Below are 15,541 nucleotides of genomic sequence, written 5' to 3' on the forward strand. Positions count from 1 at the left end.
CCTTCGACAGCAGTACGCCGACTACGACCTCCGGGTCTCGATCTGCACCAGGGCATCCGCATCGGCCGCGGCCACAGGCGCGACGGGCCTCGGACGCGGCGCACGCCGCTGCACCGGCGCCGCTTCGACGGCTGCCGGCGGTACCACTGCGGCACTCGGCCGGGTCTCGATCATGACCAGATCGGAAGGCAGTACGATCGGCTCGGGTGCAGTCGCGATCTGCTTGCGGCGCTCTGCTGGTACCGTCTCGACGGGCGCGGCGGCAGTGGCAGCGGCAGGCACCACATCGGCGGACGGCCCCGTTGCGATCGATTCCACCTGCACGAGGTCGCTTGAGAGCGGCGCAGACGGTACCGGCAACACCGCGACCGGCTGAGGTACCGGCTCGGCTGCAGCCCCGGCCGCATCGGCAACCGGCGCGGCTGCGGCTGGAACCGGCAGCACCTCGACAGTCGCCGCTGCAGACGATGAGGTCGCAACCGTCGAGGCTGTCGCCTCCGCAACGGCAGGCGCCGCCACCGCTTCGATAGCCGCGGCAGCGAGTGTCGCCGACGCTGCCATTTCGTCACTTCCGGCAGCGCCTTCGGCCGCGCGGGCGGTGTCGGCCGCGCCTGCATCGCCTTCGTTGCGACGCTCGCCACCACCACCTCGGCGTCCACGCCGACGGCGCGGGCGCCCTTCGCGGCCCTCGCGCACTTCACCTGCCGCATCGGCTGCGGGAAGGCCTGCATCTGTCACCAAACCTTCGGCTGCACTGGCGTCCGACGCGCGCTCGCGCGGGGGACGCTGTTCGCGCTCCGCCCTCGGCTCCCTGGGTTCCCTCGACTCGCGCGGCTCACGGGCTGGACGTGCTTCAAGCGCCGCACCCGTCGCGCCGGCCGGTACATCGGTGCGCGGAGCGCCATCGCGCCCGCCACGGTTGCGCTCGCCGCGGGCAGGGCGCTCGCCGCGGGCATCGCGTGCTCCCTCCGCGCGTGGCTCGCCACCGCGGCCTTCACGCCTCGGTTCGGAAGAGCGTTCGCCGCGCTCGGGCCGGTCGCCCCGTCCACCACGGCGACGCTCGCCGTCACGCGCGCCGCCACGGCGGCTGGCGTCGCCGCTCGGCGACCGCGCAGCCGGAGTTGCCGGCGCGGCTGCGGCCGGTGCAGCCTCTGCCTGTACGGTTGGCGCTGACGGTTTGCTGCTGAGCCAGCCGAACATCTTGTCGAACAAAGAGCGAGGCGCCGGTGCAGGCGCTGCAACAACCGGAGCCGGGACCGCCACGGGCGAAGGCGTCGGCGGCGGTGCCTCCGGGTTGATGCCCTGCACGGCAGCCTGCGGGCGCTGCGGGCGCTCGGCCGGCATTCCGGGCAGCGTCTCGGGCGCCTCCGGTGCCACGACCAGCTGGTAGCTGGCCGCCGGCGGCTCGGACGCGTTCAGTTCGTCATGGCGCAGCCGGACCACCGTGTAGTTCGGCGTCTCGAGGTGCAGATTCGGCACCAGCACCACGTTGACCTTCTGCCGCAGCTCGATGCTCTGTATATCCTGCCGCTTCTCGTTCAGCAGAAAGGTCGCGACATCGACCGGCACCTGCGCGTGGACGGCGCCGGTGTTCTCCTTCATCGCCTCTTCCTGCAGGATACGCAGGATGTGCAGCGCGGTCGACTCGATGCCGCGCACGAAGCCGGTGCCATGGCAGCGCGGGCATGGAATGTGCGCCGACTCGCCCAGCGAAGGACGCAGCCGCTGGCGAGACAACTCCATCAGGCCGAACCGGGAAATCTTCCCCATCTGCACGCGGGCTCGATCGACGTGCAACGCATCGCGCAGGCGAGTTTCCACCTCGCGCTGGTTGCGGGCGTTCTCCATGTCGATGAAGTCGATGACGATCAGGCCGCCGAGGTCGCGCAAACGCAATTGCCGAGCGATTTCGTCGGCCGCCTCGCAGTTGGTGTTGAACGCGGTGGTTTCGATGTCACCACCACGCGTCGATCGTGCCGAGTTGACGTCCACCGACACCAGCGCCTCGGTGTGGTCGATGACGATCGCACCGCCAGAGGGCAGCGTGACCTGGCGCGAATACGCACTCTCGATCTGATGTTCGATCTGGAAGCGGGAGAACAGCGGGACGTCGTCGCGATAATGCTTTATCAGATCGAGGTTTCCAGGCATCACTGCGGCCATGAACGAACGGGCCTGATCGTAGATGTCCGGGGTATCGATCAGGATTTCGCCGATGTCCTGGCTGAAGTAGTCGCGGATCGCGCGGATGACCAGGCTGCTCTCGAGGTATATCAGCGAGGGCGCTGATTCGCGTTTCGCCGCCGACTCGATCGCCTCCCACAGCCGCAACAGATAAGCGAGGTCCCACTGGAGTTCTTCCAGCGTGCGGCCGATGCCGGCGGTGCGCGCGATCACGCTCATGCCGGAGGGCACGTCCAGCTGGGCGACCAGGTCGCGCAGCTCGTTGCGGTCTTCGCCTTCGATGCGCCTGGAAACCCCGCCGCCCCGGGGGTTGTTCGGCATCAGCACGATGTAGCGGCCGGCCAGGCTTATGTACGTAGTGAGGGCCGCACCCTTTGTGCCGCGTTCGTCCTTGTCGATCTGGACGATGACTTCCTGGCCTTCGCGCAGCGCGTCCTTGATGGTGGCGCGTGAGGGATCGGTCTCGGCGCCGCTGCGGAAATTGGAGCGTGCAACCTCCTTGAATGGCAGGAAGCCGTGGCGGTCAGCGCCGTAATCGATGAAGGCAGCTTCGAGGCTCGGCTCGACCCGGGTGATGGTGCCCTTGTATATGTTGCTCTTGCGCTGCTCTTTTCCTGCGGTTTCGATATCGAGGTCGATCAGCTTCTGGCCATCGACGATTGCGACGCGGAGCTCTTCCGCCTGCGTCGCATTGAACAACATGCGTTTCATTGATTCAGACTCCCGCGATCAAGCACGGGGTCGCTCGAAGCAGGGCGCGCAGGGCAACCGGAGGCCGGTTGCAGTTGCGTCAGGTCAGTGGTGAGGGGTCTCGCACCTTTTCTGTCGGGGACACGCTTCTGACGGGCATCCGGGTCCCGTCGCTCGACCCGGGGTCGACATGCGTGGTACCTGAGTAAATGACCGGAAGCAAAGGAAAGACATCGAACGGACCAGCCAGGCTTCTGCGTCTGCATGCCGCGTTGGCGCGCTGCGGAAAGGCCGCTGCAACACACTCCCGCGGTGTTACGCACTTGATCGAGTAAGATCGCTGCTTGTTCAGGTGAGCGAAAGTAACCTGTGGATATCACGGAAAACCGGTTTGGGTGTAACACTTCGGCCGGAAGGTTGTCCAGCACCATGATCGAGCCTAAAGGCTTGATCGTTCAGCAAGTCTCTCGCGTGCGAGGACTGTCCGCGGGTTTCGACCCGTCAGCAGTATAGCAAGATGGAACCCGCAGGCAAAGCGGCCGTTCGGCTGGAAATCGTTGACGAATCAAGCGCGAACCAGCGACTCGACAACTTTCTCCTGAAGATCCTCAAAGGGGTGCCCAAGAGCCACGTGTACCGTCTGCTGCGGCGCGGCGAGGTTCGGGTGAACGGGCAGCGCGCCCAGCCCGAGCGAAGGCTGGTGCTCGATGACAAGGTTCGGGTGCCCCCTGTTCGCCTCGGCGCAGCAAGCGCCAGCACCGCGCCGCGCAACGGGAGCGAAATGCCAGTGCTCGGCGCGCACGTCATCTACGAGGACGACTGGCTGCTGGTGCTCGACAAGCCGTCGGGATGGGCTGTGCACGGCGGCAGTGGCGTCGCCCGGGGCGTTATCGAACAACTCAGGGCCGAGCGGCCGACCGCGAAGTTTCTCGAACTGGTCCACCGGATCGACCGCGATACCTCGGGGTTGCTGCTGCTGGCCAAGAAGCGCAGCGTGCTTACCGCGCTGCACGAAGATCTCCGCGAGGGACGGGTCACCAAGCATTACCGTGTGCTCGCCCATGGAACGTGGCGGAAGGGGCGCCGGATGATCGACGCGCCGCTGCAGGAAACGCTTCAGGGGGTCGCGGAGAAACGCATGCGGGTGCCCGGGGCAGGGGATACCAGTCATTCTGTCAGTGCGAAGACAGAATTTACACCACTGTCCGTCTGGAAGGCCTTCAGCCTGCTGGACGCACATCTCTTTACCGGCAGGACGCACCAGATCCGTGTACACCTCGCGCACGTGTCCCATCCGATCCTCGGTGACGACAAGTATGGCGACCCGGAGCGCGACAAGCCGTTGAAGAAGCTCGGCATCCGCCGGCTGATGCTGCATGCGTTCAGCCTTTGCTTCAGGCATCCCGGCACTGGCGCGCCGATGTCGATCGAAGCGCCGCTGCCCCCCGATTTCATTTCATTCATCGAGCAACTCGACGCCCGCGCGGCCGAAGAGCGGCTCCTGCGTACCACGAAAGCCCCCGATGCCCACCCGGTTTGACCTGATCGTATTCGACTGGGACGGCACGCTCGCCGATTCCACCGGCCTGATCGCGCGTTGCATCCAGCAGGCCTGTGCCGACATCGGTGCGCCGGTGCCGACTGAACAAAGGGCGCGTTACGTGATCGGACTCGGCCTCGACGATGCGCTCGCCCACCTCGTGCCGGAACTCCCGCAATCGGACTACCGCAGGCTCGCCGACAGTTATCGTGCCCATTACTTTTCCGGTGACGCGCAGATTCCTCTGTTCGAGGGCGCGAAGGCGGCACTGCACGACCTGCGCGCGAACGGATTCCGGCTTGCGGTAGCCACCGGAAAGACACGGCGGGGGCTGGACCGGGCCATGCTCAACCTGGGCGTCGAAGACTGCTTCGATGCAACCCGCTGTGCGGACGAGACAGCCTCCAAGCCCGATCCCATGATGTTGCACGAACTTTTCGCCGAACTGGGTATCGGTGCCGATCGCAGCGTGATGGTGGGCGACACCACCCACGATCTCGACATGGCGCGGGCAGCGGGCGTTGCCGGCGTGGCTGTGACGTATGGCGCCCATCCCGGGCCGCACCTGGCGGCGGCATCGCCAATCGCCTGCATCGACCGATTCGACGAACTGCACCACTGGCTCAGGCAGCACGCCTGACCTGCCGCACGACCGCATAGGGGGAGAACGATCGCATGAGCCATTCCGAAGGCAATCCAGAGAACTGGGAACGCAAGGTGCTCGAGAAACTCGCGCTGTCTGCGCTGCAGGAGCAGCGGCGCGGGCGTTACTGGGGCATCTTCTTCAAGTCCCTGACGTTCCTGTACCTGTTCCTGCTGCTTTTCATCGCTACCGGCTGGTTCGGCGCGCGCGAGATGACCTCACCCGGGAAGCACACCGCGCTTGTCCAGGTAAACGGGGTGATCGCCAACGACAGCGCCGCTTCGTCCGAGCAGATCACCGCCGGCCTGCAGGCAGCGTTCAAGGACAGCAACACCCAGGGAGTCGTGCTGCGCATCAACAGCCCCGGCGGCAGCCCGGTACAGGCCGGCCAGATCAACGACGAGATCCGGCGGTTGCGCGAGCAGTATCCGAACATACCGCTCTATGCGGTGGTGGAGGACGTGTGCGCCTCCGGCGGCTACTACGTCGCCGTGGCTGCCGACCAGATCTTCGTCAACCGGGCAAGCCTGGTCGGCTCGATCGGCGTGCTGATGGACGGCTTCGGGTTCTCCGGCGTGTTGAACAAGCTGGGCGTCGAGCGCCGGTTGCTGACAGCCGGCGACAACAAGGGCTTCCTCGATCCGTTCTCCCCGCTCGACCCGAAGCAGCGTGCCCATGCGCAGCAGATGCTCAACGACATACACGCGCAGTTCATCGACGTCGTCAAGCGCGGCAGGGGCGACCGGCTCAAGGCCGACCCGCAGATATTCAGCGGGCTGATATGGACCGGCGAGCGGAGCATCGAACTCGGGCTGGCAGACGCCCTCGGCAGCGTCGAATACGTCGCGCGCGAGGTGATCAAGGCGGAGACGATCGTCGACTACACACCCCGCGAGAACATCGCGGAGCGCGTGGTGCGGCGATTCGGTGCCGCCTCGGCGGAAGCGCTCTGGGGAGCGGCAACGGCCCCGCGCACCTCGCCGGTCCGGTGAACGGCGGGCGCGCTCGCAGCTAGACGACCTGGATGCCGAACTCCGGCAGGTGGCGGGTCAGTGCAATGAGCGGCAGGCCGATCAGTGCGGTCGGATCGTCTCCCCGGACGGTTTCGGTGAGCGCAATGCCCAGCCCCTCGACCTTCGCGCTGCCCGCGCAATCATAAGGGGTGTCCCGCAGCAGGTAGCGCTCAATGAAGGCAGCGTCGAGTATCCGATAGCTGACATCGGTCGCCACTACCGTTTCGACGCAATGCGCAGGATCCAGCCGGATGACGGCCATGGCGGTGTGGAACCGGAGAGTACGACCGGAAACCATGCTTAACTGCGCCACGGCCGCCACGTGGCTCTCCGGCTTGTTGACCGGCAGGCCGTCGAGCTCGGCAACCTGGTCGGAGCCGATCACTACTGCACCCGGTGCCTGCGCGGCCACGGTGAGCGCCTTCGCCCGGGCGAGCCGACACGCGAGCGCGGCTGGAGTCTCCCCGTCATCCGGAGTCTCGTCGATGCGCGGCGCGACCACGTCGAACGCCAGGCCCAGGCGTTCGAGCAGGGTCCGCCGATAGGGCGAGGTGGAAGCGAGGATCAGGCGGGGCGGGATTGACGGGAGCATCGCTGCGATCTTTGACATCGGCGGGAAAGCGCAATATTATCCGACGTTTATGTCGCACACCCCAGTCATAGACAGCATCGCTTTCGCGCGTGCCGGCAGCCATTGTCAGGGCACGATGCAGGGCGAGCGGCTGACCCGGCTCGATGACAGTCTCGTCGACCGTGCCGGGGAGGTCAATTACGAGGTGCACGGCATTCTGTGGGATGAAAAGCCCGCGCTCGAACTGAAGATCGAAGGCTGGCTGATGGTCCGCTGCCTTCGCTGCCTCGGGCCGATGCGCTGGCCGGTGCAGATCGAGAACAGGATCAGGCTCGCACGCGATGATGCCGATCTCGATGTAGCCGACGAAGAAGGGGTGGACGCGATCCAGGCTTCGCAGGAGTTGAATGTCGCGGAACTGGTGGAAGATGAATTGCTGCTGCAGTGGCCGATCGCGCCGCGTCACGATATGCATGGCATGACGCCGTGCGACGCCGATCTGACCTTCGGCGGCACAGAGGCAGTCCATCCGTTCGCGGCACTCGAAAAGCTGTCGCCTCGACGCGGCGGTACCAAACAAGGCAATCAAGACTAAGAGGTTCATCATGGCAGTCCAGCAGAACAAGAAATCGCCGTCCCGCCGCAACATGCGTCGTGCTCATGACTTCCTCACCGCAGCACCGCTCGGCGTCGAGCCGACCACCGGTGAAGTGCACCTGCGCCACCATATCAGCCCGTCGGGCTACTACCGCGGCAAGAAGGTCACGGCAGGCAAGAAAGACTGATCGACGGTCCCGGTATCCCGGCCAGCACGCGGGCAGACGGATTGGACTTCGGCGGACCGGCAGGCTGCATCCGGTGCCGGGCACGTCCGTCCGCGCCGGCCGGACACTGATCATGTCGCGGGTTGTCGTCGCAGTGGACTGCATGGGCGGTGACCACGGGCCGCGCGTGACCGTCGCCGCTTCCGTGGCGGCCGTCGATGCGGATCCCGAACTGTCGATCGTGCTTGTCGGCTTGTCGGATGCGATCAGCGCAGCTCTTTCCGAGGCAGGACGGATCGAAGGTGGTCGGCTGCGGATCGTCCACGCCCCCGAGGTGGTGGCGATGGATGAACCTCCCGCCAACGCTCTCCGCAACAAGAAGAAATCCTCGATGCGGGTCGCCATCAACCTGGTCAAGGCGGGCGAGGCGGATGCTTGCGTCAGCGCCGGCAATACAGGAGCCCTGATGGCCACTTCGCGCTTCGTGCTGAAGACGCTGCCGGGCATCGAGCGCCCGGCCATCTGTGGCGTGCTGCCATCGGTCAATGGTCGCACCTACATGCTCGACCTCGGCGCAAACGTCGACTGCACGCCGGTACAACTGCTGCAGTTCGGCATGATGGGCGCGAGCCTCGTTGGCGCCCTCGACCATGTCGATGCGCCCAGCGTCGGGCTGCTCAACATCGGCGTCGAGGACATCAAGGGCAACGACACCGTGAAGCAGGCGGCGGAACTGCTGCGCCTGAGCGGTCTCAACTTCTACGGCAACGTCGAGGGCGACGACATCTACAAGGGTACGGTAGACGTCATCGTGTGCGATGGTTTCGTCGGCAACGTGGCGCTGAAAACCTCGGAAGGGCTGGCGCAGATGCTCGGCGCGGTGCTCCGCCGTGAGGTCAATCGCACCTGGCTCACCAGGCTGGCGGGTCTGTGCTCGCTGCCGGTCATGCGTGCCTTCAAGCGGACGGTGGACCATCGCCGCTACAATGGCGCGAGCCTGCTCGGGTTGCAGGGTGTCGTGGTCAAGAGCCATGGTTCGGCCGATGCCTTCAGCTACGGTTTCGCGATCGGTCGCGCGGTAGAAGAAGTGCGCATGGGCCTCGCCGGCCGCATCAGCGAGCGCGTGAACCTGCTGCAGCAGGGGGCGGCGTGAGCCGTCCGGCACCAGCCCGGATGCCGATGCATTCGAGGATCAGCGGCACCGGCAGCTACCTGCCGGCCCGATGCGTGAGCAATACCGAACTGGCCGGGCGGGTCGATACCTCGGACGAATGGATTTCCACGCGTACCGGTATCCGCCAGCGGTATTTCGCCGGCGAGGGTGAACTCACGAGCGACCTGGCCCTGCCTGCAGCGCGCCAGGCCATCGAGGCAGCCGGACTGCAGCCCTCCGACATTGGTCTCGTGATCGTCGCGACCACGACACCGGACGCGGTGTTTCCGAGTACCGCCTGCATCCTCCAGCAGAAACTGGGCATTTCGGGCTGCCCGGCCTACGATCTGCAGGCTGTCTGCAGCGGCTTCGTGTATGCGCTGTCGTCGGCCGACCTCGCCGTACGCGCGGGGCAGTGCCGCCACGCACTGGTGGTCGGAGCCGAGGTGTATTCGCGCATCCTCGACTGGAACGACCGCTCGACCTGCGTACTGTTCGGAGACGGCGCTGGGGCCGTTGTGCTCAGCGCCACCGATGGCCCGGGCATCCTGTCGTCGCACCTGCATGCCGACGGCAGCTACAACGGTATCCTCGGGGTGCCGGCACGCATCGAACAGGGCGCCGTGGTCGGGTCGCCGTTCGTCCACATGGACGGAAACGCCGTGTTCCGCTTCGCCGTGCGTGTACTGGCCGAGGCCGCGTACGAGGCGCTCGAGGCCAACGGCCTTGCGCCGGCGGATGTCGACTGGCTGGTACCGCACCAGGCGAATATCCGCATCATCGAATCGACAGCGAAGAAGCTCGGCATGCCGATGGAGCGTGTCGTGGTCACCGTCGACCGCCATGCCAACACGTCGGCGGCCTCGATTCCCCTGGCGCTGGATACCGCAGTACGCGACGGCCGTATCCGGCCCGGGCAACTCGTACTGCTCGAAGGTGTCGGCGGCGGATTCACCTGGGGCTCGGTGCTGCTGCGGTGGTAGCTTCCCGCACACACAGCGAGCCCGTTCGATCAACGGAGCGTTCGACCGCATGACTGCCTCGACAATACCTTTCTCGATCGTCTTTCCCGGCCAGGGGTCGCAGTCCGTCGGCATGATGCGCGGCTTCGCCGATCGCCCGGGCGTGCGCGCAACCTTCGACGAGGCGTCTGCTGCGCTTGGCGAGGATCTCTGGGCGATGGTCGAGAATGGCCCGGACACAGCACTCAACGCGACCGTGAACACCCAGCCGGTGATGCTGACCGCCGGGGTGGCCGTCTGGCGCGAATGGCTGGCCAGCGGAGGCCCCGCGCCGATGGTGGTCGCGGGGCACAGCCTGGGCGAGTATTCGGCCCTGGTCGCCGCAGGGGCGCTCACGCTGCCCGATGCCGTGCGAACCGTCCGCTTCCGTGCCCAGGCCATGCAGGAAGCCGTGCCGTTCGGCACCGGTGCCATGGCCGCAATCCTCGGTCTGGATGACGATGCCGTGCGCGAAGCCTGTTCGAGCGGCGCGCAGGGCGAGGTCGTGGAAGCGGTGAACTTCAATGCACCGAATCAGGTCGTGATCGCGGGTCACAAGGCAGCGGTCGAGCGTGCCGCGGATCTGGCCAAGGCCGCGGGCGCGAAACGCGCGGTCCTGCTGCCCGTGAGCGCGCCGTTCCATTCGACCCTGCTGGCACCGGCCGCCGACCGTCTGGCCGGGTTCCTGCGCGACGTGGCGCTTTCGGCACCCGTCATTCCCGTCATCAACAATGTCGATGTGGCCTGCGTGTCCGACCCGGCGGCGATCCGGGATGCGCTGGCAAGGCAGGCACGGTCCCCGGTGCGCTGGGTGGAGACCATCCGGGCCGTCGCCGGCATGGGCGCAACGACCATCATCGAATGCGGTCCGGGCAAGGTCCTCAACGGATTGACGCGTCGTATCGACGGCAGCCTGCAGGGCTTTGCCGTGGTCGATGCCGCGTCACTCGACGAGGCCCTGAAGGCGGTGTGCGCATGAGAGAACAGGATCGGTTGCAATCGGAGGTGGCGCTGGTCACCGGCGCGACCCGTGGCATCGGGCAGGCAATCGCCCAGGCCCTTGCGGGCGCGGGTGCCAGGGTCATCGGCACGGCGACCAGCGCGGAGGGCGCGCGTGCGATCGACGCTGCCTTCGCGCAGGCCGGGCTTGCCGGCCGGGGCGTACAGCTGGACGTTAACGATGGCGCCGCAGTAGACGCGCTGCTCGAATCGATCACGGGCGCAGAAGGTGGCGTATCGATCCTGGTGAACAATGCGGGCATCACGCGCGACAACCTGCTGATGCGCATGAGCGAGGACGAATGGGACGCGATCATCGACACCAACCTGAAGTCGGTCTGGCGGCTTTCCCGGGCGGTACTGCGGCCGATGATGAAGGCGCGCCGCGGCCGGATCGTCAATATCGGGTCGGTGGTCGGATCGATCGGAAATCCCGGCCAGGTGAACTACGCGGCATCGAAAGCTGGCATGCTCGGGTTCACACGGGCGCTTGCGCGCGAGGTCGGGAGTCGGAACATCACGGTCAACTGCGTGGCGCCCGGTTTCATCGATACCGACATGACACGCTCCCTGAAGCCGGAACAGAAGGCCGCGCTGCTGGGCCAGGTACCGCTGGGCAGGCTGGGGGAGGCCTCGGACGTGGCAGCGGCCGTCCTGTTTCTGGCCACGCCCGCGGCAGGTTACATCACCGGCAGCACCCTGCACGTCAACGGCGGCCTCTTCATGGAATGAGCACGCCGGTACGCCGATCGGGCGGCGGGTTTCGCCGGCTGACTGGTCGTTCCGTTCTTCGCGGAACGGGGGTTCGTTTTTGGTAGAATCCGCAGCCGTTTCGCTGTGGGCAGCGCGGGAACATTCTCGAGAACACTTCCCGGTGCCTTCAAACGATTCACACTATCGATAGGGGTTTGCAATGGAAAACGTGGAAAGCCGTGTCAAGAAGATCGTCGCCGAGCAACTTGGCGTGAACGAAGCGGACGTGAAGATCGATTCGCGCTTCGTGGACGACCTCGGTGCGGATTCGCTGGACACGGTGGAACTCGTGATGGCGCTCGAGGAAGAGTTCGAGACCGAGATTCCCGATGAGGAAGCCGAGAAGATCACCACGGTGCAGCAGGCGATCGACTACGTCACCTCGCACAAGAAGTAATCGCGGCATTCACGGACCGGCAGGCGAGCGAATGACACGTCGTCGTGTAGTGGTGACAGGGCTGGGGGTCATCTCCCCCGTCGGAAACAGTATCCCGGAGGCCTGGGACAACCTCGTTGCCGGGCGTACCGGTATTGCCGACGTGACCCGTTTCGATACGACCGGGTTCTCATGCCGGTTCGCGGGCGAGGTGAAGGGGTTCGACGTCGAGCAGTACATGCCGGCGAAGGAAGCCCGCCACATGGATACCTTCATCCATTACGGAATGGCTGCGGGGATCCAGGCTTGGGTCGACAGCGGGATAGAGGTCACCGAGCAGAACGCCGAGCGCATCGGTGTGATCGTCGGCTCGGGTATCGGCGGGCTGCCGCTGATCGAGCAGACCCATGCCGATCTGGTGGCGAAGGGTCCACGGCGCATTTCCCCGTTCTTTGTGCCAGCGTCCATCATCAACATGATCTCCGGCCACCTGAGCATCCGTTTCGGCCTCAAGGGACCCAGCCTTGCAGTGGTCACTGCCTGCACGACCGGCCTTCACTGCATCGGCGAGGCGGGTCGGCTGATCGAGTATGGAGACGCCGACGTCATGCTCGCCGGCGGCGCCGAATCGACGGTGTCGCCCCTGGGCATCGGCGGCTTCGCAGCTGCACGGGCTCTGTCCGGCCGCAACGATGATCCGAAGACGGCGTCCCGTCCGTGGGACAAGGACCGTGACGGCTTCGTGCTGGGCGAGGGCGCCGGCGTCCTGGTGCTCGAAGAGTACGAGCACGCTCGTGCCCGTGGCGCGCGCATCTATGCCGAGCTGTCCGGTTACGGCATGAGCAGCGACGCCTACCACATGACCGCGCCGAACATGGACGGTCCGCGCCGCTGCATGGTCAATGCAATGCGCAACGCGGGCGTCGATCCGACGGACATCCAGTATCTGAACGCCCACGGCACCTCGACGCCGCTGGGGGACAAGAACGAAACCGAGGCGATCAAGGCCGCTTTCGGCGCCGAAGCCGCGAAGAAACTCGTCGTCAACTCGACGAAGTCGATGACCGGCCACCTGCTCGGCGGTGCCGGCGGGCTTGAATCGGTGGTGAGCGTCCTGGCGATCCACCACCAAGTCTCGCCGCCGACGATCAACATCTTCAACCAGGATCCGGAGTGCGACCTGGATTACTGCGCCAACGAGGCACGGCCGATGAAGATCGACGCTGCACTGAAGAACAACTTTGGCTTCGGTGGCACCAACGGGTCGCTGGTCTTCCGGCGCCTGCGCTGACCGGTCCGTGCGGGTGCGCGATCGGGTGACCAACCCGGCGTGCGACACGGACAGCACGCGATGAGCGACGACGGAACGCTGTTCCTCAGTGTGGACGGTGTGGACGTCGATCCGTTCGCCACGGCGGTGACGGCATCCGATCGCGGGTTCAGTTATGGCGACGGCGTGTTCCGTACCGTGCGGGTCAGGGATGGGCGCGTCGCGGCCTGGGGACGTCATGCTCGAAAGCTGGACGCCGATCTGGCCCGGCTCGCACTCGGCCCAGCCAACCTGCGCCGCATCGTGGCAGACCTTGACCGACTCGGTACAAGCCATCCCGATTGCATCGCGCGCATCAGCATCACCGCCGGCGCATCCGCGCGGGGCTATCGCCGCATGCACGGTACCGCGCTGACCACCGTCGTGCGTGCCACAGCGCTGCCGCTCTGGCCAGCCGAGATCGGAACGCTGGGTATCGCACTGCGCCTGTGCAAGCTGCGCCTCGCCGACCAACCAGCCCTGGCGGGCGTGAAGCACCTGAACCGCCTGGAACAGGTACTGGCACGCGCCGAATGGGATGACGACCGGATCGCCGAAGGCCTGACCCTGGACGTTGCAGGCCACGCCATCTGCGGCACGATGAGCAACCTGTTCATCGTCGAAGGCGGTTGCCTTGCGACCCCCGACCTCGCGCGCTGTGGCGTCGAAGGCGTGCAGCGCGGCCGTATCATCGACTGGGCGCGCCAGCGCGGGATCCCGGCGACCGTGGAGGCGTTGCCGCTCGAGCGGGTATGCGCCGCCGACGCACTGATCCTCTGCAACAGCGTGATCGGTGCATGGTGGGTGAGCCGGTTCAACGGCCGTACCTATTCGCGGCCGGCATGGCATGACGAACTCGCCACCGATCTCGAACGCGATGACTAGGCGCCGCCGCCGCGGGCTCGGCCGGATGGCGTGTTTCGTCCTGCTGCCAATGGCAACGGTGGCAGCGATCGCAGCCGCTGCCGCCCTGTACCTGTTCGCCTGGCGCCCGACGCTACCGTCCACGCCCGTGGAGTTCACCATCACGGAGGGCCGGGGCCTGCGCGCCGCGGCAAACGGAATGGTGCAGGTCGGAGTGCTCGACCATGCACTGCCGATGGTCCTGCTCGGCCGACTCACCGGCGCGGATACCCGGATACGCGCCGGCCATTACGAACTGCAGGTGGGCGCAACAACCTGGGAACTGCTGCAGAAGATCACCAGCGGCGATGTCACGCTGAGCGGGATCACGTTCGTCGAGGGGTGGACGCTGCGCCAGTGGCGCGCCGCGATCGCCGCGAGTCCGGATATTCGTCGCGAGAGCCCGCCGATGGCCGATGCAGAGCTTGCGCAGGCACTCGGCCTCGACGCCGGCTCGCTGGAAGGGCGCCTTTTTCCCGACACCTACCTGTTCACCCGAGGCAGCACGGAACGCACGCTGCTGGCGAGGGCGCTGCGCGCGATGGACGGGCACCTGGAGCGCGAATGGGCGGCACGCGGCGCCAACCTCCAGGTACGCACGCCCTACGAGGCGCTGGTGCTCGCCTCGATCATCGAGAAGGAGACTGGCAGCCCCGGTGACCGCAAGCGCATCTCGGGCGTGTTCCACAACCGTCTGCGCATCGGCATGCGCCTGCAGACCGACCCCACGGTAATTTACGGCATGGGCGAAGCCTTCGACGGCGACCTGCGCCGGCGCGACCTGCGCGAAGACACGCCGTTCAATACCTATACGCGTGCGGGGCTTCCGCCGACGCCGATCGCGATGCCGGGGCTCGCTTCGTTGCGCGCGGCGCTGCATCCCGAGCCGACGCGCGCGCTTTACTTCGTCGCACGCGGCGACGGCACATCGGAATTCTCCGAGACGCTCGCTGACCACAACAGGGCCGTGAGAAAATACCAGCTAGGGCAGCGCGAGGGGCGCTAGGCGGCACATCCGATCGGACACGCGATGGCAGGACTGTTCATTACCCTTGAAGGCATCGACGGTGCGGGCAAGAGCACGCATGCCGACTACATCGCACGGCGCTTCTCCGATGCCGGGCGCACGGTCGTACAGACGCGCGAACCGGGCGGCACCGTCGTCGGCGAAAGGATCCGTGCGCTGGTCCTCGGCGACGCGATGGACACGATGGCCGAGACGTTGCTGGTCTTCGCCGCCCGGGCGCAACACCTGCGCGAAGTCGTCCGTCCTGCGCTGTCTGCGGGATCGGTGGTGCTGTGCGACCGGTTCACGGATGCAACCTTCGCCTACCAGTGCGGCGGGCGCGGTGTCCCTGAGTCCGCGGTTGCAGCGCTCGCCAGCATCACCCATGGCGATCTGGCGCCGCACCTGACGTTGCTGTTTGACACCGACGCCGGGACCGCCCGGGCGCGCGTGGTCGCGCGCAGTGCGACCGACCGGTTCGAACGGGAAGATCTCGGGTTCTTCGAGCGGGTGAGGGCGCGCTACCTTGAACAGGCCAGGCTCGAGCCCGCCCGCTTCTGCGTACTCGATGCAGGCCAGTCGATCGCTGACGTCCAGACTGCGATCGCTCGGGCCATCGCGCCGCACGCCGGCTGA

General features: G+C 66.3%; 16 protein-coding genes. 14 read left to right on the top strand and 2 right to left on the bottom strand.

Going from position 1 to position 15,541, the window contains the following annotated elements:
- Positions 1–21: 21 nt before the first annotated feature.
- Positions 22–2,895 (bottom strand): Rne/Rng family ribonuclease, encoded by a 2,874-nt coding sequence (locus ING98_13970; GenBank protein MCA3102971.1) that lies wholly within the window; start codon positions 2,893–2,895, stop codon positions 22–24.
- Positions 2,896–3,391: 496 nt separating this feature from the next.
- On the opposite strand from ING98_13970, the gene ING98_13975 reads away from it, so the two are divergent.
- The 3 genes from ING98_13975 to ING98_13985 are packed head-to-tail and all read left to right on the top strand — an operon-like array spanning position 3,392 to position 6,049.
- Positions 3,392–4,414 (top strand): RluA family pseudouridine synthase, encoded by a 1,023-nt coding sequence (locus tag ING98_13975; protein MCA3102972.1) that lies wholly within the window; start codon positions 3,392–3,394, stop codon positions 4,412–4,414.
- Positions 4,398–5,054: an HAD-IA family hydrolase gene (locus ING98_13980; protein MCA3102973.1), complete on the top strand. Its 657-nt coding sequence runs from the start codon at positions 4,398–4,400 to the stop codon at positions 5,052–5,054. Before ING98_13975 ends, ING98_13980 begins: the two co-directional genes overlap by 17 nt.
- Positions 5,055–5,089: 35 nt before the next feature.
- Positions 5,090–6,049 carry a S49 family peptidase gene (locus ING98_13985; GenBank protein MCA3102974.1) on the top strand — a complete coding sequence of 320 codons (960 nt, stop codon included), beginning with the start codon at positions 5,090–5,092 and terminating at the stop codon, positions 6,047–6,049.
- 19 nt (positions 6,050–6,068) lie between these two features.
- Here the strand turns inward: ING98_13985 and maf are convergent, their stop codons facing one another.
- On the bottom strand, positions 6,069–6,680 hold the full coding sequence (gene maf / locus ING98_13990) for a septum formation protein Maf (protein ID MCA3102975.1): 612 nt from the start codon (positions 6,678–6,680) through the stop codon (positions 6,069–6,071).
- Positions 6,681–6,711: 31 nt separating this feature from the next.
- On the opposite strand from maf, the gene ING98_13995 reads away from it, so the two are divergent.
- The 11 genes from ING98_13995 (at position 6,712) to ING98_14045 (ending at position 15,541) form a co-directional block, all read left to right on the top strand.
- A complete protein-coding gene (locus tag ING98_13995) occupies positions 6,712–7,236 on the top strand; it encodes a DUF177 domain-containing protein (protein ID MCA3102976.1) in 525 nt (174 codons plus the stop codon).
- 10 nt (positions 7,237–7,246) lie between these two features.
- A complete protein-coding gene (gene rpmF, locus ING98_14000) occupies positions 7,247–7,426 on the top strand; it encodes a 50S ribosomal protein L32 (GenBank protein MCA3102977.1) in 180 nt (59 codons plus the stop codon).
- Between the two features lie 112 nt (positions 7,427–7,538).
- On the top strand, positions 7,539–8,558 hold the full coding sequence (plsX, locus tag ING98_14005) for a phosphate acyltransferase PlsX (protein MCA3102978.1): 1,020 nt from the start codon (positions 7,539–7,541) through the stop codon (positions 8,556–8,558).
- A gap of 26 nt (positions 8,559–8,584) precedes the next feature.
- Positions 8,585–9,541 (top strand): ketoacyl-ACP synthase III, encoded by a 957-nt coding sequence (locus ING98_14010; GenBank protein ID MCA3102979.1) that lies wholly within the window; start codon positions 8,585–8,587, stop codon positions 9,539–9,541.
- Between the two features lie 49 nt (positions 9,542–9,590).
- Positions 9,591–10,538: an ACP S-malonyltransferase gene (fabD, locus tag ING98_14015; GenBank protein ID MCA3102980.1), complete on the top strand. Its 948-nt coding sequence runs from the start codon at positions 9,591–9,593 to the stop codon at positions 10,536–10,538.
- On the top strand, positions 10,535–11,290 hold the full coding sequence (gene fabG, locus ING98_14020; GenBank protein MCA3102981.1) for a 3-oxoacyl-ACP reductase FabG: 756 nt from the start codon (positions 10,535–10,537) through the stop codon (positions 11,288–11,290). The genes fabD and fabG overlap by 4 nt, the downstream gene beginning before the upstream one ends.
- A 181-nt stretch (positions 11,291–11,471) precedes the next feature.
- Positions 11,472–11,708, top strand: coding sequence for an acyl carrier protein (gene acpP, locus ING98_14025; protein MCA3102982.1), 237 nt, complete (start codon positions 11,472–11,474; stop codon positions 11,706–11,708).
- Positions 11,709–11,739: 31 nt separating this feature from the next.
- Positions 11,740–12,978, top strand: coding sequence for a beta-ketoacyl-ACP synthase II (gene fabF, locus ING98_14030; GenBank protein ID MCA3102983.1), 1,239 nt, complete (start codon positions 11,740–11,742; stop codon positions 12,976–12,978).
- Positions 12,979–13,038: 60 nt separating this feature from the next.
- The gene (gene pabC, locus ING98_14035) at positions 13,039–13,881 is read left to right on the top strand and encodes an aminodeoxychorismate lyase (GenBank protein MCA3102984.1); all 843 of its coding nucleotides are present in this window, start codon (positions 13,039–13,041) and stop codon (positions 13,879–13,881) included.
- 25 nt (positions 13,882–13,906) lie between these two features.
- A complete protein-coding gene (gene mltG / locus ING98_14040; protein ID MCA3102985.1) occupies positions 13,907–14,905 on the top strand; it encodes an endolytic transglycosylase MltG in 999 nt (332 codons plus the stop codon).
- Positions 14,906–14,929: 24 nt separating this feature from the next.
- On the top strand, positions 14,930–15,541 hold the full coding sequence (locus ING98_14045) for a dTMP kinase (GenBank protein ID MCA3102986.1): 612 nt from the start codon (positions 14,930–14,932) through the stop codon (positions 15,539–15,541).

It is taken from the genome of Rhodocyclaceae bacterium, assembly GCA_020248265.1.
Lineage (GTDB): Bacteria > Pseudomonadota > Gammaproteobacteria > Burkholderiales > CAIKXV01 > CAIKXV01.

Coding starts and splice junctions, on each gene's coding strand:
- ING98_13970 (MCA3102971.1), bottom strand. CDS start 2,895: ATGAAACGCATGTTGTTCAATGCGACGCAGGCGGAAGAGCTCCGCGTC.
- ING98_13975 (MCA3102972.1), top strand. CDS start 3,392: ATGGAACCCGCAGGCAAAGCGGCCGTTCGGCTGGAAATCGTTGACGAA.
- ING98_13980 (MCA3102973.1), top strand. CDS start 4,398: ATGCCCACCCGGTTTGACCTGATCGTATTCGACTGGGACGGCACGCTC.
- ING98_13985 (MCA3102974.1), top strand. CDS start 5,090: ATGAGCCATTCCGAAGGCAATCCAGAGAACTGGGAACGCAAGGTGCTC.
- maf (MCA3102975.1), bottom strand. CDS start 6,680: ATGTCAAAGATCGCAGCGATGCTCCCGTCAATCCCGCCCCGCCTGATC.
- ING98_13995 (MCA3102976.1), top strand. CDS start 6,712: ATGTCGCACACCCCAGTCATAGACAGCATCGCTTTCGCGCGTGCCGGC.
- rpmF (MCA3102977.1), top strand. CDS start 7,247: ATGGCAGTCCAGCAGAACAAGAAATCGCCGTCCCGCCGCAACATGCGT.
- plsX (MCA3102978.1), top strand. CDS start 7,539: ATGTCGCGGGTTGTCGTCGCAGTGGACTGCATGGGCGGTGACCACGGG.
- ING98_14010 (MCA3102979.1), top strand. CDS start 8,585: ATGCATTCGAGGATCAGCGGCACCGGCAGCTACCTGCCGGCCCGATGC.
- fabD (MCA3102980.1), top strand. CDS start 9,591: ATGACTGCCTCGACAATACCTTTCTCGATCGTCTTTCCCGGCCAGGGG.
- fabG (MCA3102981.1), top strand. CDS start 10,535: ATGAGAGAACAGGATCGGTTGCAATCGGAGGTGGCGCTGGTCACCGGC.
- acpP (MCA3102982.1), top strand. CDS start 11,472: ATGGAAAACGTGGAAAGCCGTGTCAAGAAGATCGTCGCCGAGCAACTT.
- fabF (MCA3102983.1), top strand. CDS start 11,740: ATGACACGTCGTCGTGTAGTGGTGACAGGGCTGGGGGTCATCTCCCCC.
- pabC (MCA3102984.1), top strand. CDS start 13,039: ATGAGCGACGACGGAACGCTGTTCCTCAGTGTGGACGGTGTGGACGTC.
- mltG (MCA3102985.1), top strand. CDS start 13,907: ATGGCGTGTTTCGTCCTGCTGCCAATGGCAACGGTGGCAGCGATCGCA.
- ING98_14045 (MCA3102986.1), top strand. CDS start 14,930: ATGGCAGGACTGTTCATTACCCTTGAAGGCATCGACGGTGCGGGCAAG.